General features: G+C 71.4%; 18 protein-coding genes. 6 read left to right on the forward strand and 12 right to left on the reverse strand.

Translation table 11 applies throughout. The features are described 5' to 3' along the window. Positions 1-3: 3 nt before the first annotated feature. Genes IFU19_RS13215 through IFU19_RS13240 form a run of 6 tightly spaced genes read right to left on the reverse strand, consistent with a single transcriptional unit; the run spans position 4 to position 4,961 of the window. Complete coding sequence (locus IFU19_RS13215; RefSeq protein WP_070409405.1) at positions 4-858, reverse strand: MurR/RpiR family transcriptional regulator; 855 nt, start codon at positions 856-858, stop codon at positions 4-6. Further along, positions 845-1,672, reverse strand: coding sequence for a phosphonate ABC transporter, permease protein PhnE (gene phnE / locus IFU19_RS13220; protein ID WP_192014322.1), 828 nt, complete (start codon positions 1,670-1,672; stop codon positions 845-847). The genes IFU19_RS13215 and phnE (IFU19_RS13220) overlap by 14 nt, the downstream gene beginning before the upstream one ends. Beyond that, a complete protein-coding gene (gene phnE, locus IFU19_RS13225; protein ID WP_192014324.1) occupies positions 1,669-2,463 on the reverse strand; it encodes a phosphonate ABC transporter, permease protein PhnE in 795 nt (264 codons plus the stop codon). The genes phnE (IFU19_RS13220) and phnE (IFU19_RS13225) overlap by 4 nt, the downstream gene beginning before the upstream one ends. Beyond that, complete coding sequence (phnC, locus tag IFU19_RS13230) at positions 2,460-3,278, reverse strand: phosphonate ABC transporter ATP-binding protein (RefSeq protein WP_055838883.1); 819 nt, start codon at positions 3,276-3,278, stop codon at positions 2,460-2,462. Before phnC ends, phnE (IFU19_RS13225) begins: the two co-directional genes overlap by 4 nt. Next, positions 3,275-4,249: a phosphate/phosphite/phosphonate ABC transporter substrate-binding protein gene (phnD, locus tag IFU19_RS13235; RefSeq protein ID WP_192014327.1), complete on the reverse strand. Its 975-nt coding sequence runs from the start codon at positions 4,247-4,249 to the stop codon at positions 3,275-3,277. Before phnD ends, phnC begins: the two co-directional genes overlap by 4 nt. A 25-nt stretch (positions 4,250-4,274) precedes the next feature. Next, a complete protein-coding gene (locus tag IFU19_RS13240; protein ID WP_192014329.1) occupies positions 4,275-4,961 on the reverse strand; it encodes an HAD family hydrolase in 687 nt (228 codons plus the stop codon). A gap of 123 nt (positions 4,962-5,084) precedes the next feature. Between IFU19_RS13240 and IFU19_RS13245 the strand changes: the two genes are divergently transcribed. Then, complete coding sequence (locus tag IFU19_RS13245) at positions 5,085-5,708, forward strand: amino acid deaminase (protein ID WP_192014331.1); 624 nt, start codon at positions 5,085-5,087, stop codon at positions 5,706-5,708. A 749-nt stretch (positions 5,709-6,457) separates the two neighbouring features. Beyond that, positions 6,458-7,036 carry an endonuclease domain-containing protein gene (locus IFU19_RS13250; RefSeq protein ID WP_249405453.1) on the forward strand — a complete coding sequence of 193 codons (579 nt, stop codon included), beginning with the start codon at positions 6,458-6,460 and terminating at the stop codon, positions 7,034-7,036. Positions 7,037-7,330: 294 nt separating this feature from the next. On the opposite strand, the gene IFU19_RS13255 is transcribed toward IFU19_RS13250, so the two are convergent. After that, positions 7,331-8,809 carry a helix-turn-helix transcriptional regulator gene (locus IFU19_RS13255; protein ID WP_199858754.1) on the reverse strand — a complete coding sequence of 493 codons (1,479 nt, stop codon included), beginning with the start codon at positions 8,807-8,809 and terminating at the stop codon, positions 7,331-7,333. A gap of 128 nt (positions 8,810-8,937) precedes the next feature. Between IFU19_RS13255 and aceA the strand changes: the two genes are divergently transcribed. Beyond that, complete coding sequence (gene aceA / locus IFU19_RS13260) at positions 8,938-10,254, forward strand: isocitrate lyase (protein ID WP_055838899.1); 1,317 nt, start codon at positions 8,938-8,940, stop codon at positions 10,252-10,254. A gap of 186 nt (positions 10,255-10,440) precedes the next feature. After that, the gene (aceB, locus tag IFU19_RS13265; RefSeq protein WP_192014335.1) at positions 10,441-12,105 is read left to right on the forward strand and encodes a malate synthase A; all 1,665 of its coding nucleotides are present in this window, start codon (positions 10,441-10,443) and stop codon (positions 12,103-12,105) included. Positions 12,106-12,192: 87 nt separating this feature from the next. On the opposite strand, the gene IFU19_RS13270 is transcribed toward aceB, so the two are convergent. Then, positions 12,193-13,488, reverse strand: coding sequence for a chloride channel protein (locus IFU19_RS13270; RefSeq protein ID WP_342343422.1), 1,296 nt, complete (start codon positions 13,486-13,488; stop codon positions 12,193-12,195). A gap of 179 nt (positions 13,489-13,667) precedes the next feature. Here IFU19_RS13270 and IFU19_RS13275 point away from each other — a divergent pair, with 179 nt between their 5' ends. Then, positions 13,668-14,867: a pyridoxal phosphate-dependent aminotransferase gene (locus IFU19_RS13275; RefSeq protein WP_055838909.1), complete on the forward strand. Its 1,200-nt coding sequence runs from the start codon at positions 13,668-13,670 to the stop codon at positions 14,865-14,867. Positions 14,868-15,014: 147 nt separating this feature from the next. Here IFU19_RS13275 and IFU19_RS13280 read toward each other — a convergent pair whose 3' ends face one another. From IFU19_RS13280 to IFU19_RS13295, 4 genes are all read right to left on the reverse strand, one after another. Next, positions 15,015-16,151, reverse strand: a complete 1,137-nt coding sequence (locus IFU19_RS13280) for a UDP-N-acetylmuramate dehydrogenase (protein WP_192014337.1) — start codon at positions 16,149-16,151, stop codon at positions 15,015-15,017. Then, the gene (locus IFU19_RS13285) at positions 16,151-16,555 is read right to left on the reverse strand and encodes a MaoC/PaaZ C-terminal domain-containing protein (RefSeq protein WP_192014339.1); all 405 of its coding nucleotides are present in this window, start codon (positions 16,553-16,555) and stop codon (positions 16,151-16,153) included. Before IFU19_RS13285 ends, IFU19_RS13280 begins: the two co-directional genes overlap by 1 nt. Further along, entirely contained in the window at positions 16,552-17,001 is a 450-nt protein-coding gene (locus IFU19_RS13290; RefSeq protein ID WP_192014341.1) for an FAS1-like dehydratase domain-containing protein, read from the reverse strand. The genes IFU19_RS13285 and IFU19_RS13290 overlap by 4 nt, the downstream gene beginning before the upstream one ends. Before the next feature lie 67 nt (positions 17,002-17,068). After that, a complete protein-coding gene (locus tag IFU19_RS13295) occupies positions 17,069-17,866 on the reverse strand; it encodes a sulfite exporter TauE/SafE family protein (RefSeq protein WP_055838922.1) in 798 nt (265 codons plus the stop codon). Between the two features lie 351 nt (positions 17,867-18,217). Here IFU19_RS13295 and IFU19_RS13300 point away from each other — a divergent pair, with 351 nt between their 5' ends. Further along, positions 18,218-18,853: an NAD(P)-binding domain-containing protein gene (locus tag IFU19_RS13300; RefSeq protein ID WP_191915928.1), complete on the forward strand. Its 636-nt coding sequence runs from the start codon at positions 18,218-18,220 to the stop codon at positions 18,851-18,853. Positions 18,854-18,900: the final 47 nt, after the last annotated feature.

Genomic DNA, 18,900 nt, shown 5'->3' on the forward strand with positions numbered 1-18,900 from the left:
CGGTCAGCCGGCGTCGCCGAGATTGTCGGAGAGGATCTCGAGCACACGCTCGCGCGAGAGATCGGCCTCCCCCGCCCGCGCGCGCGCCACGGCGTCGACGAAGGCCTCGGCGAAGACCGCGTGCGCGATGCGCGAGGTGTGTTCGAGCTCGTCGCGGAAGGTTCCGCCCGAGGCGAGCACCAGCGAGAGATCGGCGCGCTCCGTGAGGGGCGACGCCATGAACGAGGTCACCGCGATCACTCGAGCGCCCGCGGCGCGCGCCGCCTGAGCCGCGCGGAGGCTCGCCTCGTTTGCCCCCGACCCGCTGATCACGACGCACACGTCGTCGGCCGAGAGGTGCCGCGCGGCGATCTGCTGACCGATCGGGTCACCGAGGGTCTCGGCGGGGCGACCCACCGCGGTCAGGCGCATCGCGAGATCGGTCGCGACCGGAGCCGACAGGCCGCTCGCCACCACCAGCAGCCGTCGCGCACCCACGACCGCCTCGACGGCGGCGTCGACCCCGTCGGCATCCAGCAGGCTCGTGGCCGCGCGAAGGTCGTCGGCGATGCGATCGATGGCCGAGCGGATGCCGCCCAGTGCGCCGTCGCCCGCGTCGGTCGTCGGCGCCGGTCGACGCCCGCGCTCGGCGGCCAGGGCCACGCGCAGCTGCGGATATCCGCGGTACCCGAAGGTCTGGCAGGCGCGCACGACCGTGGACCGTCCCACCCCCACGCGGTCGGCGAGCTGCTGCGCGGTCAGTTCGATCACGGCATCCGGGTCGTCGACGATCAGGTCGGCGACGCGGCGTTCGCTGGGCTGCAGGGAGTTGCGCACCGCGGCGATCCGCGCGGTCGTGGGCACCTCAGCTGCGGACACGAGGACCCTCCATGATGCGGCGGCGGATGCGGGCCGAGACCGCGTCGATCGCGACGGTGACGATGACCACGACGATCAGGAGCATGCCGACCGTCGACCACTCACGGTACTGGGTGTACGAGGTGAGCATGTCGCCGATGCCGCCCACGCCGATGAGCCCGAGCACGGCCGAGGCGCGCACGTTGATCTCGAAGCGGTAGAGCCAGAAGGACAGGAAGGTGGGAGCAGCCTGGGGCCACACACCCCACCGCAGCACCTGCGCGGTGGATCCCCCCGCCGCGCGGGCGGCCTCGATCGGCCCCGGGGCGACGTTCTCGACGGCTTCGTAGCCCCACTTGCCCAGGGTTCCGATCCCGCCGATCGCGAGGGCGAGAGCGCCGGTGAGAGGGGTGAGACCCGTCACCGAGAGGATGATGATCGCGAAGACGAGCTCGGGGACGGCCCGCACGAGCGAGAAGACGAAGCGCAGCACGGCACGCACCGGCGCCGGACCGAAACCGCGCGCCGAGATCAACGACAGCGGCGTCGCGATCAGGATGCCGAGAACGGTGCCGATCCACGCCATCTCGACGCTGCGCCAGGTCTGCCAGAGGGCCTCGGGGAGCTTGGCCCAGTTCGGCGAGACGAACATGAGGCCGAGGTAGCGCGCGATCTCGGCGGGCAGTTCACCGAGCCGCGACCACGTGATGTCGGCGGACCAGAACGCGGCGACGACGATGACGCCGACCACCAGCCACGACAGGGTGCGCAGGGGCCGTCGACGGCGGGGCGGCAGGTCGAGGGCCGCGGGGCGGGCGGGGGCGAGGGCGGTCATACGAGTCTCCGGCGGATCGCGTCACTGACGGCGTCGAGCACGACGACGATCACGAGGATCTCGACGATGACGAGTGACAGCTGGTCGTAGCGGTAGAAGGTGCGCACGGCGTCGATGAGCAGGCCGATGCCGCCCGCGCCGACCAGGCCCAGCACGGTGGAGGCGCGGACGTTGAGCTCGAACACGTAGAGCGTCTGCGACACGAACGCGGGCCAGGTGTCGGCCAGGGCGATCGCGCGGTTGATCTGCGTCTGCGTCGCCCCCGCGGCCCGTCCCGCCTCGAGCGGGCCGATGTCGCTCGCGTCGATCGACTCCGACACGAGCTTGACGATGATGCCGACGTTGAACAGCACCAGCGCCAGGATGCCGGGAAGAGCCCCGACCCCGACCATCGCGACGAGCACGGCGGCGTACACGAGCTCCGGCACGGCGCGGATGACGTTCAGGATGCCGCGCACCAGCGACCGCGTCCACCCCGTGGGATTGGTGGGTCGAGCGGCCCAGAAGCTCAGGGGCAGCGACACCGCGGCCCCCACCGCCGTGCCGATGACGGCCATCTGCAGCGTCTCGAGGATGGGACCGACCGTCCGCGGGAAGAACGACCAGTCGGGCGTGAGCAGTTCGCCCACCCGCAGAGCACCCTGCTGCCAGTTGCGGGCGATGACCCCGACGTCGAGGCCCACCCCGACCACCGGCAGGCACATGAAGACGGTCACCGCGACGACGACGCCCGCGGCGGTCCACGGCATCCATCGGCCCTTCGGGCGGGTGGGGACGCTCAACGCCGTCATCGCTCGAGCCTGTCGGCGGCGGTCACCGAGCGCCCGTAGATCTGGGCGAAATCGGCGTCGGTGGCGGATGCCGCCGGCCCGTCGTAGACGATCTCCCCGGCCCGCATGCCGATCATGCGCGTGCCGTACTCGCGGGCGAGGTCGAGCAGGTGCAGGTTGACCAGCACCGTGATGCCGAGGTCGACGTTGATGCGACGCAGGTCGTCCATGACGCCACGGGCGGTGGGCGGGTCGAGGCTCGCGACCGGTTCGTCGGCGAGCACGATGCGGGGCTGCTGGGTGAGCGCGCGGGCGATCGCGACGCGCTGCTGCTGGCCGCCCGACAGCGCCGAGGCGCGGTCCCACACCTTGGGCAGCAGGCCGACCCGGTCGAGGGCCTCGAAGGCGAGGCGTCGGTCGTCTTCGCGGTACGCGCCGAGGAGCGTGCGCCACAGCGGGGTGTGCGCGAGGCGACCGACCAGCACGTTGTTCAGCACGCTCGTGCGCCCGGCGAGGTTGAAGCTCTGGAACACCATGCCGATGTGCCCACGGAGTTCGCGCAGGCGCCGACCGGAGGCCCCGTCGACGCGGCGACCGCCGACCTCGACGACGCCGGAGGTCGCGGGCACCAGCCCGTTGATCGTGCGGATGAGCGTGGACTTGCCCGAGCCCGAGAGACCCACGACGGCGATGAGCTCGCCGGGCGCGATGTCGACGCTCACGTCGCGCAGCCCCATGGTGCCGTTGGGGTAGCGCACCGAGACGCCGTCGAGACGGATGCCCCAGGGCGCCGAGGCCTGCGCCTCGACGCCCGGGGTGAGCGAACCGGTCGTCACTGGAGTCCGAGCTGCTGAGCGGCGCGGGCGACGACGTCGAGCGAGGCGGGGTCTGCCGGAGCGAGCTTGGTGATCGAGTAGACGGCCTTCAGAGCCGCCGAGCCCTCGTCGGTGGTGGAGTACTCGGCGAGCGCCGACGAGATCTTCTGCTGCAGCTCGGGCGAGAGGTCCTTCGAGACGGCGACGCCGTCGTTGGGGATCTCGGCGGTGAGGCCGAAGACGACGACCTTCTGGCCCACGTCGGGCTTGTCCTTCTTCACCAGCGTGCGGGCGTCCCAGAAGCTGAACCCGACCTCGGCGTCGCCGTTGTAGACCGCGAGCACCGAGGCGTCGTTGGCCGTGACGGGTACCTGCTGGAAGCCGCTGTCGATGTCGACGCCGGCCTCTTTCAGCGCGAGCATCGGGTAGATGTAGCCGGCGGGCGAGCCCGGGCCGAGGACGGCGACCTTGGCTCCCGCGATCTTGGTGATGCTGCCGAGACCGGCGGGTCCCTGCAGTGCGTCGGCGCCGTTGCAGAACGACATGCCGTCGCGCTCGACCACGGGGGTGTCGCAGTACTTGTCGGGGTCGTTCGTCATGAACTGGCCCGGGTAGGTGATGTTGCCGTTGCGCTCGGTCTGCAGCACGACCGAGGCACCGTATCGGTCGTTCGCCTGCCACAGCTGCAGCGAGGGCAGGAAGCCGATCTGGGCCTGCCCCGCGCCCATCGCCTCGACGGCGGCCTGGTAGTCCTTCGATACGACGCCGCTGACCGGGATGCCGAGCTTCTCGGTGAGCATGTCGGTGAGGGGCTTCGCGGTGTCGACGAGGTTGGCCTGGTCCTGCGAGGGGACGAGGGCGAGCACCAACGAGCTGGGGTCGGCGGCGGGTTCGGAGGCGGCGCCCGCGGTACCGGAGCAGCCGGCCAGGGCGATCGAGGCGAGAGCGGCGGTGGCGAAGGCCGCGGCGAGACGGGTGCGACGAGTGTTCATGATTCCTCTGCGATTCGGGTGGGGTTCAGGCGTGGGAGGGGAGGTGATCGGCGGGGGGAGCGTCGACGTGGGCGGCGCCGACCCACTCGGCGAGCGCGGGCAGCAGCTCGTCGAGGGTGTCGGCACGGAAGGTGGGGTCCGCGGCCGCATCGGCGTAGCCGCCGACCAGGGCGGTGGCGAGACCGCGGGCGTGGGCGGGGGCGAGGTCGTTGCGCCAGACGTCACCGATGGCGAGGACCGGGGTGCCGGCGGCGAGCTGATCGAGAAGCAGTTCGAGACCGGCGGGCTTCGCGGCGTCCGTGACGATGCGGTCGAACAGGCCGTTCAGGCCCATGGCGGCCAGCGCGTCGTCGAGTCGCGTCGCCGGGGCGTTCGTGACGAGCAGGCGCTCGGCATCCACCTCGGCGAGGAACCCGGCCAGATCGGCGGCGGTCGACACGGGCGCGTCGGGGCCCGCCAGCTGCGCGCGGCTCGTCGAGTAGGCCGAGGCCAGCGCGGCGTCGTCGACCCCGGCGTCGAGTGCGAGGCGTCGGACCGCGTCGTACCCGTCGATGACGTCGGCCGAGGGTACGGCGAGGTGGGCCGAGACGGTGGAGACGAAGTCGGCGGCGGATGCCGTGTGCACGGCGACCGCGCGGGCGTAGGCCAACAGGGGGCCGTCGCCGAGGGCGACGGTACCGTCGAAGTCGAAGATGAGGACGGGGCGGGGCACGGGGAACTCCTGTCGCGGACGTTGCGTCCATGGTGCACCTCAAATGTGGACGCTATGTCCACGCCGTGTAAACGCTGGATGAACGGCTCCTGTGCGCCCCGGCTCACGGCTTAGCGTGAAGCGGTGACCTCCCCCACCGCTCTCGACACCGCCGCGGCGCTCGGTGCCCTCGACCCCTCGTCGGCGATCTCGTCTCTGCCGTGGCTCGCGGCATCCCTCGCCGAGGACGCCGCCGCGGGCCGGTTCGCCGCGTGGGGCCGCTCGACGGTGGTCGACGAGAACGTCGGGGAGGCGGTGCTCTCCCGGGCGCTGTTCGACGAGCTGCACGGGCGGGCAGGGCTCGAGGCCTCGTGGCCCGTCGGTAACGCCGGCCTGCTGCACATCTACGGCTACCTGCTGTCGACCACGCCCACCCCCTACGGCCTCAAGCGCGAACGGTGGCTCACCGACGACCTGGCTCTCGCCTGCGGCCTCGAGGGCGGGGCGTTCTCCCCCTGGACGGGGTCGGGCACCCTGCTCTCGCGGGTCACCGCCGCCGCGGCATCCCTTCTCTCCCGCGCCGACGCGATCGACGAGGCCGTCGAGGGCCGCTCGACCCGCATCGCCCTCGGCGACCCGCTCCCCGACGGCGCCGCCGCCCTGGCCTACGCGGTCGACGGTCTCATCGTCACGATTTTCCCCGTCGCCGACCCCGCCGCCCTGCGGTCGGGACTCGGCGCCCCGCGGCTGCGCTGGAACGCCGCCTGAGGGGCGCGGCCGGACACAACGGCGGGGGGATTTCCGACACGCCGGGGACTCGGCATCCGTCGACGGCGCGTCGCGGAGGCGCCCCGCCGTTGTGCACGGGATGCCGGTGCACAGCCGTCCGGATGTCGGCCTACCGGCGCCCGGACCGAGCCCACGGCCGTGGGGGCACAACGGCGGAGGGACCTCCGACACGCCGGGGCATTGGCATCCGTCGACGACGGGTTGCGGAGACGATCCGCCGTTGTGCACGGAGATGCCGATTCACCGGCGCCCGAGTCGAGCCCACGGCCGCGGGGGCACAGCGGCGGGGGAATTTCCGACACGCCGGGGCATCGGCATACGTCGACGGCGCGTCGAGGAGGCGCCCCGCCGTTGTGCACGGGATGCCGAGGGGCGATGCACCGGTGACGGCGGGGTGGCGGCTCCTCCCCAAGAGAGGACTGCCCACAGGTTCCGGGTTCGGGGCCGGCGCGGGTGCACTCCGGCGGCATCCTGTCGTGATGTGCGCACCGGGTCAGGGAATCGAGACGTTCTCCGGCCTGCGCGCACGGGGACGATCACGCCGAAGCATCACCTCGGCCGTCGAGGCGGGAGAACTACGGCATCTGCGCCGCGGGGTCTATGCGGAGCGCGGGGCCTGCGCGCCCGTCGTGACCGCGGCACTCCACGGAGGGCGAGCGGCGTGCGTCACCGCGGCGAGGCACCTCGGGCTGTGGACTCTCGCCGCGGAACAACCGATCCACGTCTGGATGCGCGGAGGAGGCCACGCGTACGCCCACGACGAGTGCACCTGTCGTCTGCACTGGGACGATGCCGCCCCCGGACACGCTTTCGCTCTGCCGTCGGTCCCGCGCATCCTGCGCCAGATCCTGCGGTGCCGGGGAGTCGAGGACTTCTTCGTCTCCGTGGAGTCCGCCCTCCGCCTCGGCATGCTGACGTCGTCGGGGAAGACGTGGCTGCGGAGCCACACGAACGACGTCGCGCGCGACGCGCTCGACTTCGCGCGGTCCGACGCCGACAGCGGCCTCGAGTCGATCGTCCGGTGGCGACTGCGGCACAGAAATCTTCCGGTGCGCACTCAGATGCACATCATCTCGGTCGGCCGCGTCGACCTGCTCATCGGCGACGCCCTGATCATCGAGATCGACGGAGCGGGCAATCACGAGGGCGCCGCGAATAGGCACCGCGACCTGCGGCGCGACGCTCATGCGGCCGCGTGGGGCTTCGTCTCCCTGCGGTTCGACTACGCCCTCGTGGTCCACGACTGGCCCACGGTGGAACGGGCGATCATGGCCTACGTGGAACGCGGCCTCCACCTGGCCCGCTGACGTCCCGGTCCTTCCGGGCACTGGGCTTGTCCGCGCCCCGGCGCCCCGACCCCGAGCACAACGGCGGGACAATCACCGACACGCCGACCCACCGGCATCCCACCCCGGCGTCTCACCGAGAAGCCCCGCCGTTGCGCACACGGCACACGGCACACGGCACCGAGCACAACGGCGGGACAATAACCGACACGCCGACCCACCGGCATCCCACCCCGGCGTGACGCCGAGAAGCCCCGCCGTTGCGCACACGGGCACACGGCACGGGCACACCGCACCAGCGCCGCGAACCCCACCTCACCCCCGCGGCGCGTGCGCCTCCAGGAACTCGTACAACTCCGTCGTGTCGACGCCGGGGAACGCTCCGATCGGCAGGGTCGCCAGCAGCGTCCGCGGGGTGCGCACGTTCGGCCAGGCCTTGTCGCGCCACGCAGCCTCGAGATCGGCGGGCGCGCGGCGGCAGCACGTCTCGACCGCGTGCCGCGAGACCCCGCGGTTGGGGGTATCGCGGCCCCGGAACCAGCGCGTGTCGTCGAAGCGCACGCCCACGCTGACCGAGTGCGCCCCCTCGCTCGACTGCTCCACGCGCGCGGTGCACCAGTACGTGCCGTTGCCGGTGTCGGTGTACTGGTAGTACGGATTGAAGAGGTCGTCTTCGTCGAAAACCACGCGGCTCGTCCAGCGTCGGCAGCACATCTGCCCCTCGATCGAGCCCAGCCGGTCGGTGGGGAAGTTCACGTCGTCGTTCTCGTACGCCTTCGTGATGGTGCCCGACTCGTGCACCTTGAGGAAGTGCACCCGGATGCCGAGGTGCACCGTCGCGAGGTTGGTGAAGCGATGCGCGGCGGTCTCGTATGACACCGAGTAGGCGTCGCGCAGGTCTTCGATGCTGATCGTGCGCCGCTCCTTCGCTTCGCGCAGCGCCGGCACGACGTGCGCCTCGGGCATGAGCAGCGCCCCGGTGAGGTAGTTCGTCTCGACCCGCTGGCGGAGGAACTCGTCGTAGCTCGTCGGCTCGCCGTGGCCGAGCATGCGGCTCGACAGAGCCTGCAGCACCGCCGCGCGCGGGTCGCCCTTCGCGACCGTGGTCGAGAGGTAGAGCCGCCCGTTCTTGGCATCCGCGATGCTCCGCGTCGACGAGGGCAGGTCGGGCACGTAGTGCAGCGAGAAGCCGAGGTGCGCGGCGATGTCGCTTGCGCCGCGCTGCGTGAGGGGACCGCCGGGGTGCTCGATCGCCTCGAGCATCTCGGATGCCACCCGCTCCAGCTCGGGGAAATGGTTGTCCTGCGTGCGCATGAGACGACGAAGAGCGACGTTCGCCCGACGCGCCTCCTCGGGCGTCGCCGACCGCTCCTCGCGGAGGCGTTCGATCTCGCCCTGCAGCGTCAGCATCGCCGCGAGCACCTCGTCGGGGACCGCGCGTGCGACGCGGAAGGGGGCGATGCCCAGCGCCTGGAAGGTCGGCCCGCGCATCGCGCGCTCCACCGACAGCTCCAGCGTCGCGCGCGGGTCGAGCGGCTCGGCATCCAGGATCTGGTCGAGCGTGCATCCCACCGCCCGGGCGATCGCCTGCAGCAGGGTGAGCTTGGCCTCGCGGCGGCCGTTCTCGATCATCGACATCTGGCTCGGCGCGCGACCGACCGCGGCGGCCAGGTCGTCGAGCGTCATGCCGCGAGCGGTGCGCAGCTGCCGGATGCGCCGGCCGATGGTGAGGGTGTCCACCTCGTCATCGTCGAACGGGAGGGATGCCGAAGAAGCGGAGACGCCGGTGTCCATGCGCCATGTTCTCACTAAAACAGAAGATCGCGCGATCTTCACACGAGGAACTCGGATTGTGGGGTCGTTCTTCGCGGACAGTGGCCTCCACGGGGCACCGCAGCCCCGGCATCCGAAGGAGAACGCTCATGACGATCCAGGCCACCCCCGCCCCGCAGCCCCTGCGCCCCGGCGACCAGACCGAGACCGCCGACGAGATCCGCACCGCGTGGGAGAACGACCCCCGCTGGGACGGCATCGAGCGCACGTTCTCGGCGGACGACGTCGTCCGCCTCCGCGGAAGCGTCCGTGAGGAGTCCACCCTCGCCCGCCGCGGAGCCGAGAACCTCTGGAACCTCATCCACACCGAGGAGTACGTCCGCGCCCTCGGCGCCTACACCGGCGGGCAGGCCGTGCAGCAGGTGCGCGCCGGCCTCAAGGCCATCTACCTGTCGGGCTGGCAGGTCGCCGCCGATGGCAACCTCGCGGGCCAGACCTACCCCGACCAGAGCCTCTACCCCGCCAACAGCGTACCCGCGGTCGTGCGGCGCATCAACAACGCGCTGCTGCGACAGGACCAGATCGAGCGCGCCGAGGGGCAGATCACCCGGGACTGGCTCGCGCCGATCGTCGCCGACGCCGAGGCCGGCTTCGGCGGCCCGCTGAACGCCTACGAGCTCGCGCAGTCGCTGATCCAGGCGGGGGCTGCCGGCATCCACTGGGAGGACCAGCTCGCCAGCGAGAAGAAGTGCGGCCACCTCGGCGGCAAGGTGCTCGTGCCGATCCAGCAGCACATCCGCACCCTGAACGCCGCGCGTCTCGCCGCCGACGTCGCGGGCGTGCCGACCGTGATCATCGCACGCACCGACGCGTTGGCCGCCGACCTGCTCACCAGCGACGTCGACCCGCGCGACGCGGATTTCCTCACCGGCGAACGCACGAGCGAGGGCTTCTACCAGGTGCGACCGGGGCTCGAGTCGGTCATCGCGCGCGGCCTCGCCTTCGCGCCCTACGCCGACCTGCTCTGGGTCGAAACGGGCGAGCCCGACATCGAGCTCGCGCGTCGCTTCGCCGAGGCGATCCACGCCCGCTACCCGGGCAAGAAGCTCGCCTACAACTGCTCGCCGAGCTTCAACTGGAAGCGCCACCTCGACGACGAGCAGATCGCCACGTTCCAGGCCGACCTGGCCGCTCTCGGCTACGCCTTCCAGTTCATCACGCTGGCCGGCTTCCACGCCGTGAACCACTCGATGTTCGACCTCGCCCGCGGCTACGCCGAACGCGCCATGAGCGCGTACGTCGAGCTGCAGGAGGCCGAGTTCGCCGCCGAAGCCCACGGGTACACGGCCACGCGCCACCAGCGCGAGGCCGGGACCGGCTACTTCGACGTCGTCTCCACCGCGCTCAACCCCGACAGCGCCACCCTCGCCCTCGCGGGCTCCACCGAGACCGCCCAGTTCCACTGACCCCCACCCCTTCGCCTCCCGTCCCCATCCCCGTCCCCGCATCCCCGTTGAGTGTCCAAGACCCGCCGTAACGGCCGCGTCCTTTGCGGCGTGTTCTGGACACTCAACGGCTTCACCGACCCGAGAGGGACGGTGGAGAAGGACAGCGGAGAGGGACGACGGGGGAACGCACAGAAAGCCAGGACCATGACCCTCCTCACCTCTCCCCCGCCGACCACGAACACCGAGGGATCCCGGATGCCGGCACCTCCGGCATCCGCCCCGCACCTGCGCCTCGAGCGGCCCCTCGACGGACGCGACGGCGAGATCCTCACCCCCGCCGCCCTCGCCTTCCTGACCGAGCTGCACGACCGCTTCGCGCGCCGTCGTCACGACCGGCTCGCGGCGCGCCTGCGTCGCCGCTTCGAGATCGGCACGGGCGACGACCCCCACTTCCGCGCCGACACCGCGCACATCCGCGACGACCCGTCGTGGCGCGTGGCCGGGGCGGGACCGGGACTCGAAGACCGCCGCGTCGAGATCACCGGCCCCACCGACCCGAAGATGACGATCAACGCGCTGAACTCCGGCGCCCGCGTCTGGCTCGCCGACCAAGAGGACGCCACCAGCCCCACCTGGCGGAACGTCATCGGCGGGCAGCTCTCGCTGTTCGACGCGATCCGCGGACAGCTGTCGTTCACCAGCGTCGAGGGCAAGCGCTACGAGGTCACCGCCGCACACACGCCGACGATCGTGATGCGCCCGCGCGGGTGGCACCTGCCCGAGAAGCACGTGACGTTCATCGACCGCTCCGGCCGCGAGCTGCCGGCATCCGGTTCTCTCGTCGACTACGGCCTGTACGTGTTCCACAACGCCCACGCGCTGATCGCCGCGGGCCGGGGACCGTACTTCTACCTGCCGAAGATCGAGTCGGCCGAGGAGGCCCGACTCTGGGACGACGTGTTCACGTTCACCGAGCAGCGACTGGGCCTCGCGCACGGCACCATCCGCGCCACGGTGCTCATCGAGACCCTGCCGGCGGCATTCGAGATGGAGGAGATCCTGTTCGCGCTCCGCGACCACTGCGCGGGCCTGAACGCCGGGCGATGGGACTACATCTTCTCGATCATCAAGACCTACCGCGGCCGCGGGGCGCGCTTCATGCTCCCAGGGCGGAGCGACGTGACCATGACGGTGCCGTTCATGCGCGCCTACAGCGAGCTGCTCGTGCAGACCTGCCACAAGCGAGGCGCGTATGCGATCGGCGGCATGAGCGCGTTCATCCCCAACCGGCGTCGCCCCGAGGTGACCGAGGCCGCGTTCGAGAAGGTCGCCGCCGACAAGCGTCGCGAAGCCGCAGACGGCTTCGACGGCACCTGGGTGGCGCACCCCGACCTCATCCCGGTGGCACGCGCCGAGTTCGACGCCGCGTTCGGCGACGGATCGAATCAGCTGCACCGCCTGCGCGAGGACGTGGCGGTCGAGCCCGCCGACCTGCTCGACCTGCGCATCGGCCTGCCCATCACCACGGCGGGGGTGCGGGGCAACGTCTCGGTGGCCATCCGCTACATCGAGGCGTGGCTGCGGGGTCTCGGGGCCGTCGCGATCGACGACCTCATGGAAGACGCCGCCACCGCCGAGATCTCGCGCTCGCAGATCTGGCAGTGGATCCACCAGGACCGCGTGACCGACGACGGCACGGCGATCACCCGGTCGTTCGTCGAGCAGCTGGTGACCGAGGTGCTCGACGACGCGCACCGCGTCGACGGCGACCGCTTCGACGACGCCGCCGAGGTGTTCCGCGAGGTGGCGCTGCGGGCGGAGTTCCCGGCGTTCCTCACCCTGCCCGCGTACGCGAAGTACCTCGACTGACGCCCGGGTCGATGCGCCCCTTCCGCCCACGCGGGAGGGGCGCATCGCCGTGCACCGGTGGAGACGGGCGCGGCGCGACGCGCGGGTTCAGGGACGCGCCGGGTCGATCGGCGCGAAGCGACGCAGCCCCGCCCGCGACGACAGGCGCGACGCGGAGAGCGACCCCGCGACCGCGAGGAAGATCGGCAGCAGCAGCGTGAAACCCGTGTCGGTGAACTCGATCACCAGAGCGATCGCGGTGAAGGGGGCACGCATGTTGGATGCCAGGAACGCCGCCGCCGCGACGATCGCCAGCGCCGTGCCGTCGGCTCCGGGCCAGACGAACGCCCACCCGGCCGCGGCCGCGGCCCCCAGCGCCGCCCCGATCGCCACGGAGGGCTGAAGGGTGCCGCCGATCGCGCCCGAGCCGAGCGACACGGTCGTGGCGACGTACTTGAGCAGGGCGAGCAGCAGCAGGATCAGCGCGGGCTGCGACAGGTCGAACCCCGCCGTGGCGAGCGCGCGACCGTTGCCGAGGATCAGCGGGAAGAACGCCCCCACCGCGCCGACCGCGGCGAAGGTCAGGGGCAGGACGACCAGCAGCTTCCAGCCGGTGGGACGGAAGCGCGCGAGCTTCTTCGTGACCGTCGCGAAGCTCGTCGCCCCCCACCCCATCAGCGGGCCGATGAGCAGGGCCGCGACCACGAGCGAGGGGCTCACTTCGACGGATGCCACGTGGTACAGCGACCCGTCGCCCACGAGCGGACGAGCCACGAAGGTCGCGATCGCGCTGACCGAGAGGGCGACGACCGCCGCCCCGACGCTGAACTGCGCGAGCAGGATCTCGAGCGTGAACAGCGCCCCCGCCAGCGGCACGTTGTAGACGGCGGCAAGGCCCGCACCGGCGGCGGCGGCGATGAGGATACGGGCCCACCGGGCATCGAGACCGAACCAGCGGACCACCTTCGAGCCCGCCATCGCCGAGAGCTCGCGGGGGGCGACCTCTTTGCCGATCGAGGCGCCCAGGGCCACCGAGGTCACCTGGATGACGGTGTCGGCGAGTGTCTCCCACCACGGCATATGCGCGCCGTCGACGCCCTGCTCGACGGTGGCGAGCCGGCGTCCGAAGCGGCGGAGCAGATACCACCCGAGCGCGGCCACGACCCCGGCCCCGCCGACCGTGACGATCGGCAGCCACCACACGGCGGGCATCGCCAGACCGTCGAGGAACGGTCCCTCTTCGTGGCCCCAGACGAGGTGCTCGATCGTGTGCACGATCCACACCAGAAGGAGCACGGCGAGACCGGTGGCGACGCCGACGATGAGGCTCGCCAGGCCCAGCTTCAGCAGGGCCCCGATCGCGCGACGGTGGACACGCGGGGGCGCCAGGGGTTCTGCTGTCACGTCCGCCACGCTAGCCCACGCGCGCGCCCGCGCCGGACCGCGCGCGGGGGCGGCCTGTGCGCGGGCGTCGGCGGTTCGGCATCCGGACTCCGGCGATGCGGCCCCGGTCCCGGCGGAGGCGACCTTCGCGGGCCGTCACACCTCTCGTCGGGCGCGGGCGCGAACAGTAGGCTCGGACCGTGACTTCCCGCGCCCCGCTCTCTCGCAAGCTGTCCGCCATCGCCGAGTCCGCGACCCTCAAGGTCGACGCGAAGGCCAAGGCCCTCCAGGCCGCCGGCCGACCGGTCATCTCGTATGCCGCGGGCGAACCCGACTTCGCCACCCCCTCGTTCATCGTCGATGCCGCGGCCGAGGCGCTCCAGAACCCCGCGAACTACCGCTACACCCCCGCCGCCGGGCTCCCGGTGCTGCGCGAGGCCATCGCCGCCAAGACACTGCGCGACTCGGGGCTGCAGGTCGCCCCCACGCAGGTCGTCGTGACCAACGGCGGCAAGCAGGCCGTGTACCAGGCGTTCCAGACCGTGGTGAACCCCGGCGACGAGGTGCTGCTGCCCGCGCCGTACTGGACCACCTATCCCGAGGCCATCGCGCTGGCCGACGGCACGCCCGTCGAGGTCTTCGCCGGCGCCGACCAGGACTACAAGGTCACGGTCGCCCAGCTCGAGGCCGCCCGCACCGACAAGACCACGGTGCTCGTGTTCGTGTCGCCGTCGAACCCGACCGGTTCGGTCTACACGCCCGAAGAGACCGCCGAGATCGGCCGCTGGGCTCTCGAGCACGGCATCTGGGTGATCACCGACGAGATCTACCAGAACCTCACGTACGAGGGCGTCCGCGCCGTCTCGATCGTCGAGGCCGTACCCGAGCTCGCCGAGCAGACGATCCTGCTCAACGGCGTCGCCAAGACCTACGCCATGACCGGGTGGCGCGTGGGCTGGATGGTCGGACCGGCCGATGCCATCAAGCTCGCCGCCAACCTGCAGTCGCACCTGTCGAGCAACGTCAACAACGTCGCCCAGCGCGCGGCCGCTGCGGCCCTGAACGGTCCGCAGGACGAGGTCGAGCAGTTCCGCGCGGCGTTCGACCGTCGTCGTCGGCTGATCGTGTCGGAGCTGTCGAAAATCGACGGCGTCGAGGTGCCCAACCCGCTCGGCGCGTTCTACGTCTACCCCGACGTGCAGGGGCTGCTGAACCGCGAGTGGGGCGGGGTCACTCCGACCACCTCGCTCGAGCTCGCCGACCTCATCCTCGAGCAGGCCGAGGTGGCCGTGGTGCCCGGCGAGGCCTTCGGCCCCAGCGGCTACCTGCGCCTGTCGTATGCGCTCGGCGACGAGCAGCTTCTCGAGGGCGTCCAGCGCCTCCAGCGCCTGTTCTCCTGACGTCCGCGCGCCGTCGGGCGTGACGAGCGGAGGAGCAGGGACCGGCGGAGGATCGCACCGCGCGATCCGTCCTCCCCTTGTCCCCGCTCCTCCCTCCGTCACGCGCCCCGGGGGCCGGCCGATACCGACCTCGCGCCGCCGAGCCGGCTACAGCTCGACGTTGACCAGCACCGGCTCGGGCTGCAGCAGCAGTCCGAACTCGGACTGCACGCGGCCCTGCACGAAACGGGCGAGCTCCGCGATCTCGGCGGCCGTCGCCTCGCCGCGGTTCGTGAGCGCCAGGGTGTGCTTGGTCGACAGGCCGGCCCGCGAGCGGGGGAAACGGAACCCGCGGCCGAGACCTGCGTTCTCGATCAGCCACGCGGCGCTCACCTTGACCTCGTGCCGCTCCACGGGCGGCGGGGGCAGGATGCCGTCGAACGCGGCGAGCGGGATCACGGTCACCGGGTCGAGCACCGGGGTCATCGGCCACCGGGGACACCCCGCGGGGAGGGTCCGCGCGAAGGACTGCGACACGATCGCGTTCTGGAAGAACGAGCCCGCGCTCCAGGTGTCGGGGTCTTCGGCGTCGAGCACCATGCCCTTGCGGGCACGGGTCGCGAGCACGTGATCGCGGATCCAGCGCAACGACACCGCGTCGCGCTCCTCGAGCCCCAGGGCGTTGCGCAGCTGCTCACCGGTGATCGGTCGCTCGCCGTCGCCGACGCGCTCGAGTTCGAGGGTGACCGACAGGATCACCGCGGAACGATCCGGCACCGAGCCGTAGTGCTGCTTCAGCACCGAGGTGCGAAATCCGAGCCCCAGCTCGGACGCGGGTACGACCGACACCTCACCGGTGGCCTCGTCGATCAGCTCGACCTCGACGAGGGTCTGCACGATCTCCTGACCGTAGGCCCCGATGTTCTGCACGGGGGCGGCACCGACCGTGCCGGGGATGCCCGACATCGCCTCGATGCCCGCGAGACCCCGCTGTACGGTCTCGGCGACGAGGGCGTCCCAGTCATGGCCCGCCTGCACGCGCACGCGCACCGTGTCGGGACCCGAACCGGGGAGTTCCTCGACGCCGGTGGTGCGCACGCGGATGACGGTGCCCTCGAACGCGTCGTCACCGACGAACAGGTTCGACCCGCCGCCGATCACGAACCACGCCTCACGGTCGGCCCACACCGCACGCAGGCTGGCGATCAGCTCTTCTGCGGTGGTCGCCTCGATCATGCGGGCGGGGGCACCGCCGGTGCGCAGCGTCGTGAGCTGCGACAGGGGGATCGGAACGACGTCGGGCATCAGGACACCCGCACCCGCACCTGCGCCTTGCCGAGCACGGTGGTCTCGGCGAACGTCACGGTGAGGTCGATGCGGGCGATCTCGTCGTCGACGGCGCCCACCTTGGCGCTGATGTGCAGGTCGGCGCCGGTCTCGGGGTCGACGACGACCGGACGCGTGAAGCGCACCCCGTAGTCGGCGATGCGTCCGCTGTCGCCGAGAGCCTCGGCGAGCGTGCCGACGGCGATCCCCATCGTGAGCATGCCGTGCGCGAGCACGCCCGGGAGCCCGACGGCGGTGGCGATGTCGTCGCGGTAGTGGATGGGGTTGAAGTCGCCCGACGCCCCCGCATACCGCACGAGCGACTCGCGCGTGAGGTGGACCGAGCGCTCGGCGACGACCTCTCCGACGGTGAAGCCGCTCATGCTCCGGCCTCCCCGGCGAGAAGGATGCTGGTCGTGGTCACCACGTGAGCGCCCGCGGCATCCATGATCTCGGCCTCGCTGGTGATCATGGCGTTGCCCCCCATCGAACGGATGCCGGTGACCGACAGCGTCGCGACGAGCTCGTCGCCCGCGACGATCGGGCGCGTGTAGCGGAATCGCTGTTCCGCGTGCACGAGGCGCGACAGCTCGATGCCGGAGTCGGGGTCGCCGAGCAGCTGCTGGAGAGTGAGGTCCTGCACGACCATCGCGAACGTCGGCGGCGCGACCACGTCGGCGTAGCCGAGCGCGCGCGCGGCGTCGGGGTCGGAATGCTGCGGGGCGTCGGCGAAAACGGCACGCGCGAACTCGCGCACCTTTTCACGGCCGACCAGATAGGGAGCGGTCGGCGCGAAGGCTCGACCGACGAGTTCGGGGTTCACGGGCACGGGGCAAGTCTACGGCGGGGCGTCGGCCGCGCTCGGCGAACGTCCCGCTCGGAGCGGTCGATCGAGCTCAGCGCTGGTGACGCCCGCGCACGGCCTTGACCGCGATCTGCGAGGCGATGAAGACGAGGAAGATCGAGAACAGCACGTTGGCGACGAAGGGGTCGACGGCCTTCGCGATCTGCGCCCCCACGGCGGTCGTCGCGCACGCGGCGGCACCGACGCACACGGCGGCGACGAGATCGACGTTGCGACGGCGCAGGTTGCCGACGGTGCCCGAGATCGCGGTCGGGATCATCATGAGCAGCGAGGTGCCCTTCGCGATCAGGTCGCTCGTGCCGAACAGCAGCAGCAGCGCGGGGACGACGATGATGCCGCCCCCCACCCCGAGCAGTCCGGCCAGGATGCCGGTGACCACACCCAGGACGACGAGCCCGGGCCCGGTGACCCAGGTGAGCACCAGCTCGGCGTCGCGCGAGGGGATGACGAAGTACAGGCTGACGATCACGGCGAGGAGGAACACCACGAACGACCATCGCAGAGCCGTCTGCGACAGCTTCGGCAGGAGCCACGTGCCGATCTGCGCACCGACCACGGCGCCCGCGGCGAGGATCAGCGCCGGCAGCCACGCGACGTGCCCGTCGACCGCATAGGTGATCACGCCGACCGAGGCGGTCGGCACGATGGCCGCGAGAGAAGTGCCGGCGGCGAGGCGCTGGTCGAAGCCGAGCAGCAGCACGAGCAGGGGCACGATGACCGTGCCGCCGCCGACACCGAACAGGCCCGACATGAGGCCCGCGAGAAGACCGACCCCGATGCACACGGCGAAGAAACGGGCGGTGTGCGGTGGGCGCGTGGCGGTGGTCACGGATGCGGCTCCTCGAACGGGACGGGAGGGAGGGGACCCTCGCCGACGCACCAGTCTTCCACCTCGTGGTCAGGACTCCGACGACCGTCACCGGGAAAGAAAGCGGCCCCCGGTGGTCCGAAGCCGCGTCCACCGGGGGCCGTCGCCCTCGCAGGTCCAGCAGGACGGTGACCCGAACACCGGCCGGCGACCTCATTCGCGAGGGTGCGACAAGAAGGACGTTATTGGGCCTGATGTCGGCACGCGGACCCGTTGACACGGATATCTAGAGCTGCTAATTATTTAGTCCGCTGATGGTCAGGCGACCCCCGCCCGGGAATGCGTGCGGCGCTCGAGCAGTTGCCGGTCAGCATGACAACAGTAGGAATCATCGGAGCAGGACACATCGGCTCGGCCCTCGCGAAGGGGTTCGCGAAGAACGGCTACGACGTCGTCATCGCCAACTCACGCGGTCCCGAGACCCTCACCGACCTCGTCGCCGCCGTCGGCGACCCCGCGCGCGCCGCGACCGCCCAGGAAGCGGCCGAAGCCGGCGACTTCGTCGTGGTGACCGTCCCGCTGAAGGCGTACACCGACGTGCCCGTCGCACCCCTGGCCGGCAAGACCGTGCTCGACACCAACAACTACTACTTCGAGCGCGACGGCCACATCGCGGCTCTCGACGAGAAGCAGACGACGACCTCGCAGATGCTTCAGGAGCACCTTCCCCAGTCGACCGTCGTGAAGGCGTTCAACCACATCCCCGCGGCCGACATTCTCACCGACGGCTCCCCCGCCGGCACCGAGGGGCGCCGCGCCCTCGCCACCTCAGGTGACTCCGACGAGGCGGTCGCGCTCGTGACCCGCATCTACGACGAGTTCGGCTTCGACACCGTCAACGTCGGACCGCTCAGCGAGAGCTGGCGCGTCGAGCGCGACCAGCCGGCGTACGTCGTGCGCCAGACCGCAGAGAAGCTGACGCAGAACCTCGCCCGCGCCGAGCGCTGACCCCGCCACCCACGCGCGTGAGGTGCCCATGTTCGTCGCTTCGACGA

The organism is Microbacterium sp. CFBP 8794 (genome assembly GCF_014841235.1).
Lineage (GTDB): Bacteria > Actinomycetota > Actinomycetes > Actinomycetales > Microbacteriaceae > Microbacterium.

Excerpts from the sequence above, each read along its gene's own strand:
- phnE (WP_192014322.1), bottom strand. The coding sequence starts at position 1,672 with ATGACCGCCCTCGCCCCCGCCCGCCCCGCGGCCCTCGACCTGCCGCCC.
- phnE (WP_192014324.1), bottom strand. The coding sequence starts at position 2,463 with ATGACGGCGTTGAGCGTCCCCACCCGCCCGAAGGGCCGATGGATGCCG.
- phnD (WP_192014327.1), bottom strand. The coding sequence starts at position 4,249 with ATGAACACTCGTCGCACCCGTCTCGCCGCGGCCTTCGCCACCGCCGCT.
- IFU19_RS13250 (WP_249405453.1), top strand. The coding sequence starts at position 6,458 with ATGCGCGGAGGAGGCCACGCGTACGCCCACGACGAGTGCACCTGTCGT.
- IFU19_RS13255 (WP_199858754.1), bottom strand. The coding sequence starts at position 8,809 with ATGGACACCGGCGTCTCCGCTTCTTCGGCATCCCTCCCGTTCGACGAT.
- aceA (WP_055838899.1), top strand. The coding sequence starts at position 8,938 with ATGACGATCCAGGCCACCCCCGCCCCGCAGCCCCTGCGCCCCGGCGAC.
- aceB (WP_192014335.1), top strand. The coding sequence starts at position 10,441 with ATGACCCTCCTCACCTCTCCCCCGCCGACCACGAACACCGAGGGATCC.
- IFU19_RS13280 (WP_192014337.1), bottom strand. The coding sequence starts at position 16,151 with ATGCCCGACGTCGTTCCGATCCCCCTGTCGCAGCTCACGACGCTGCGC.
- IFU19_RS13285 (WP_192014339.1), bottom strand. The coding sequence starts at position 16,555 with ATGAGCGGCTTCACCGTCGGAGAGGTCGTCGCCGAGCGCTCGGTCCAC.
- IFU19_RS13300 (WP_191915928.1), top strand. The coding sequence starts at position 18,218 with ATGACAACAGTAGGAATCATCGGAGCAGGACACATCGGCTCGGCCCTC.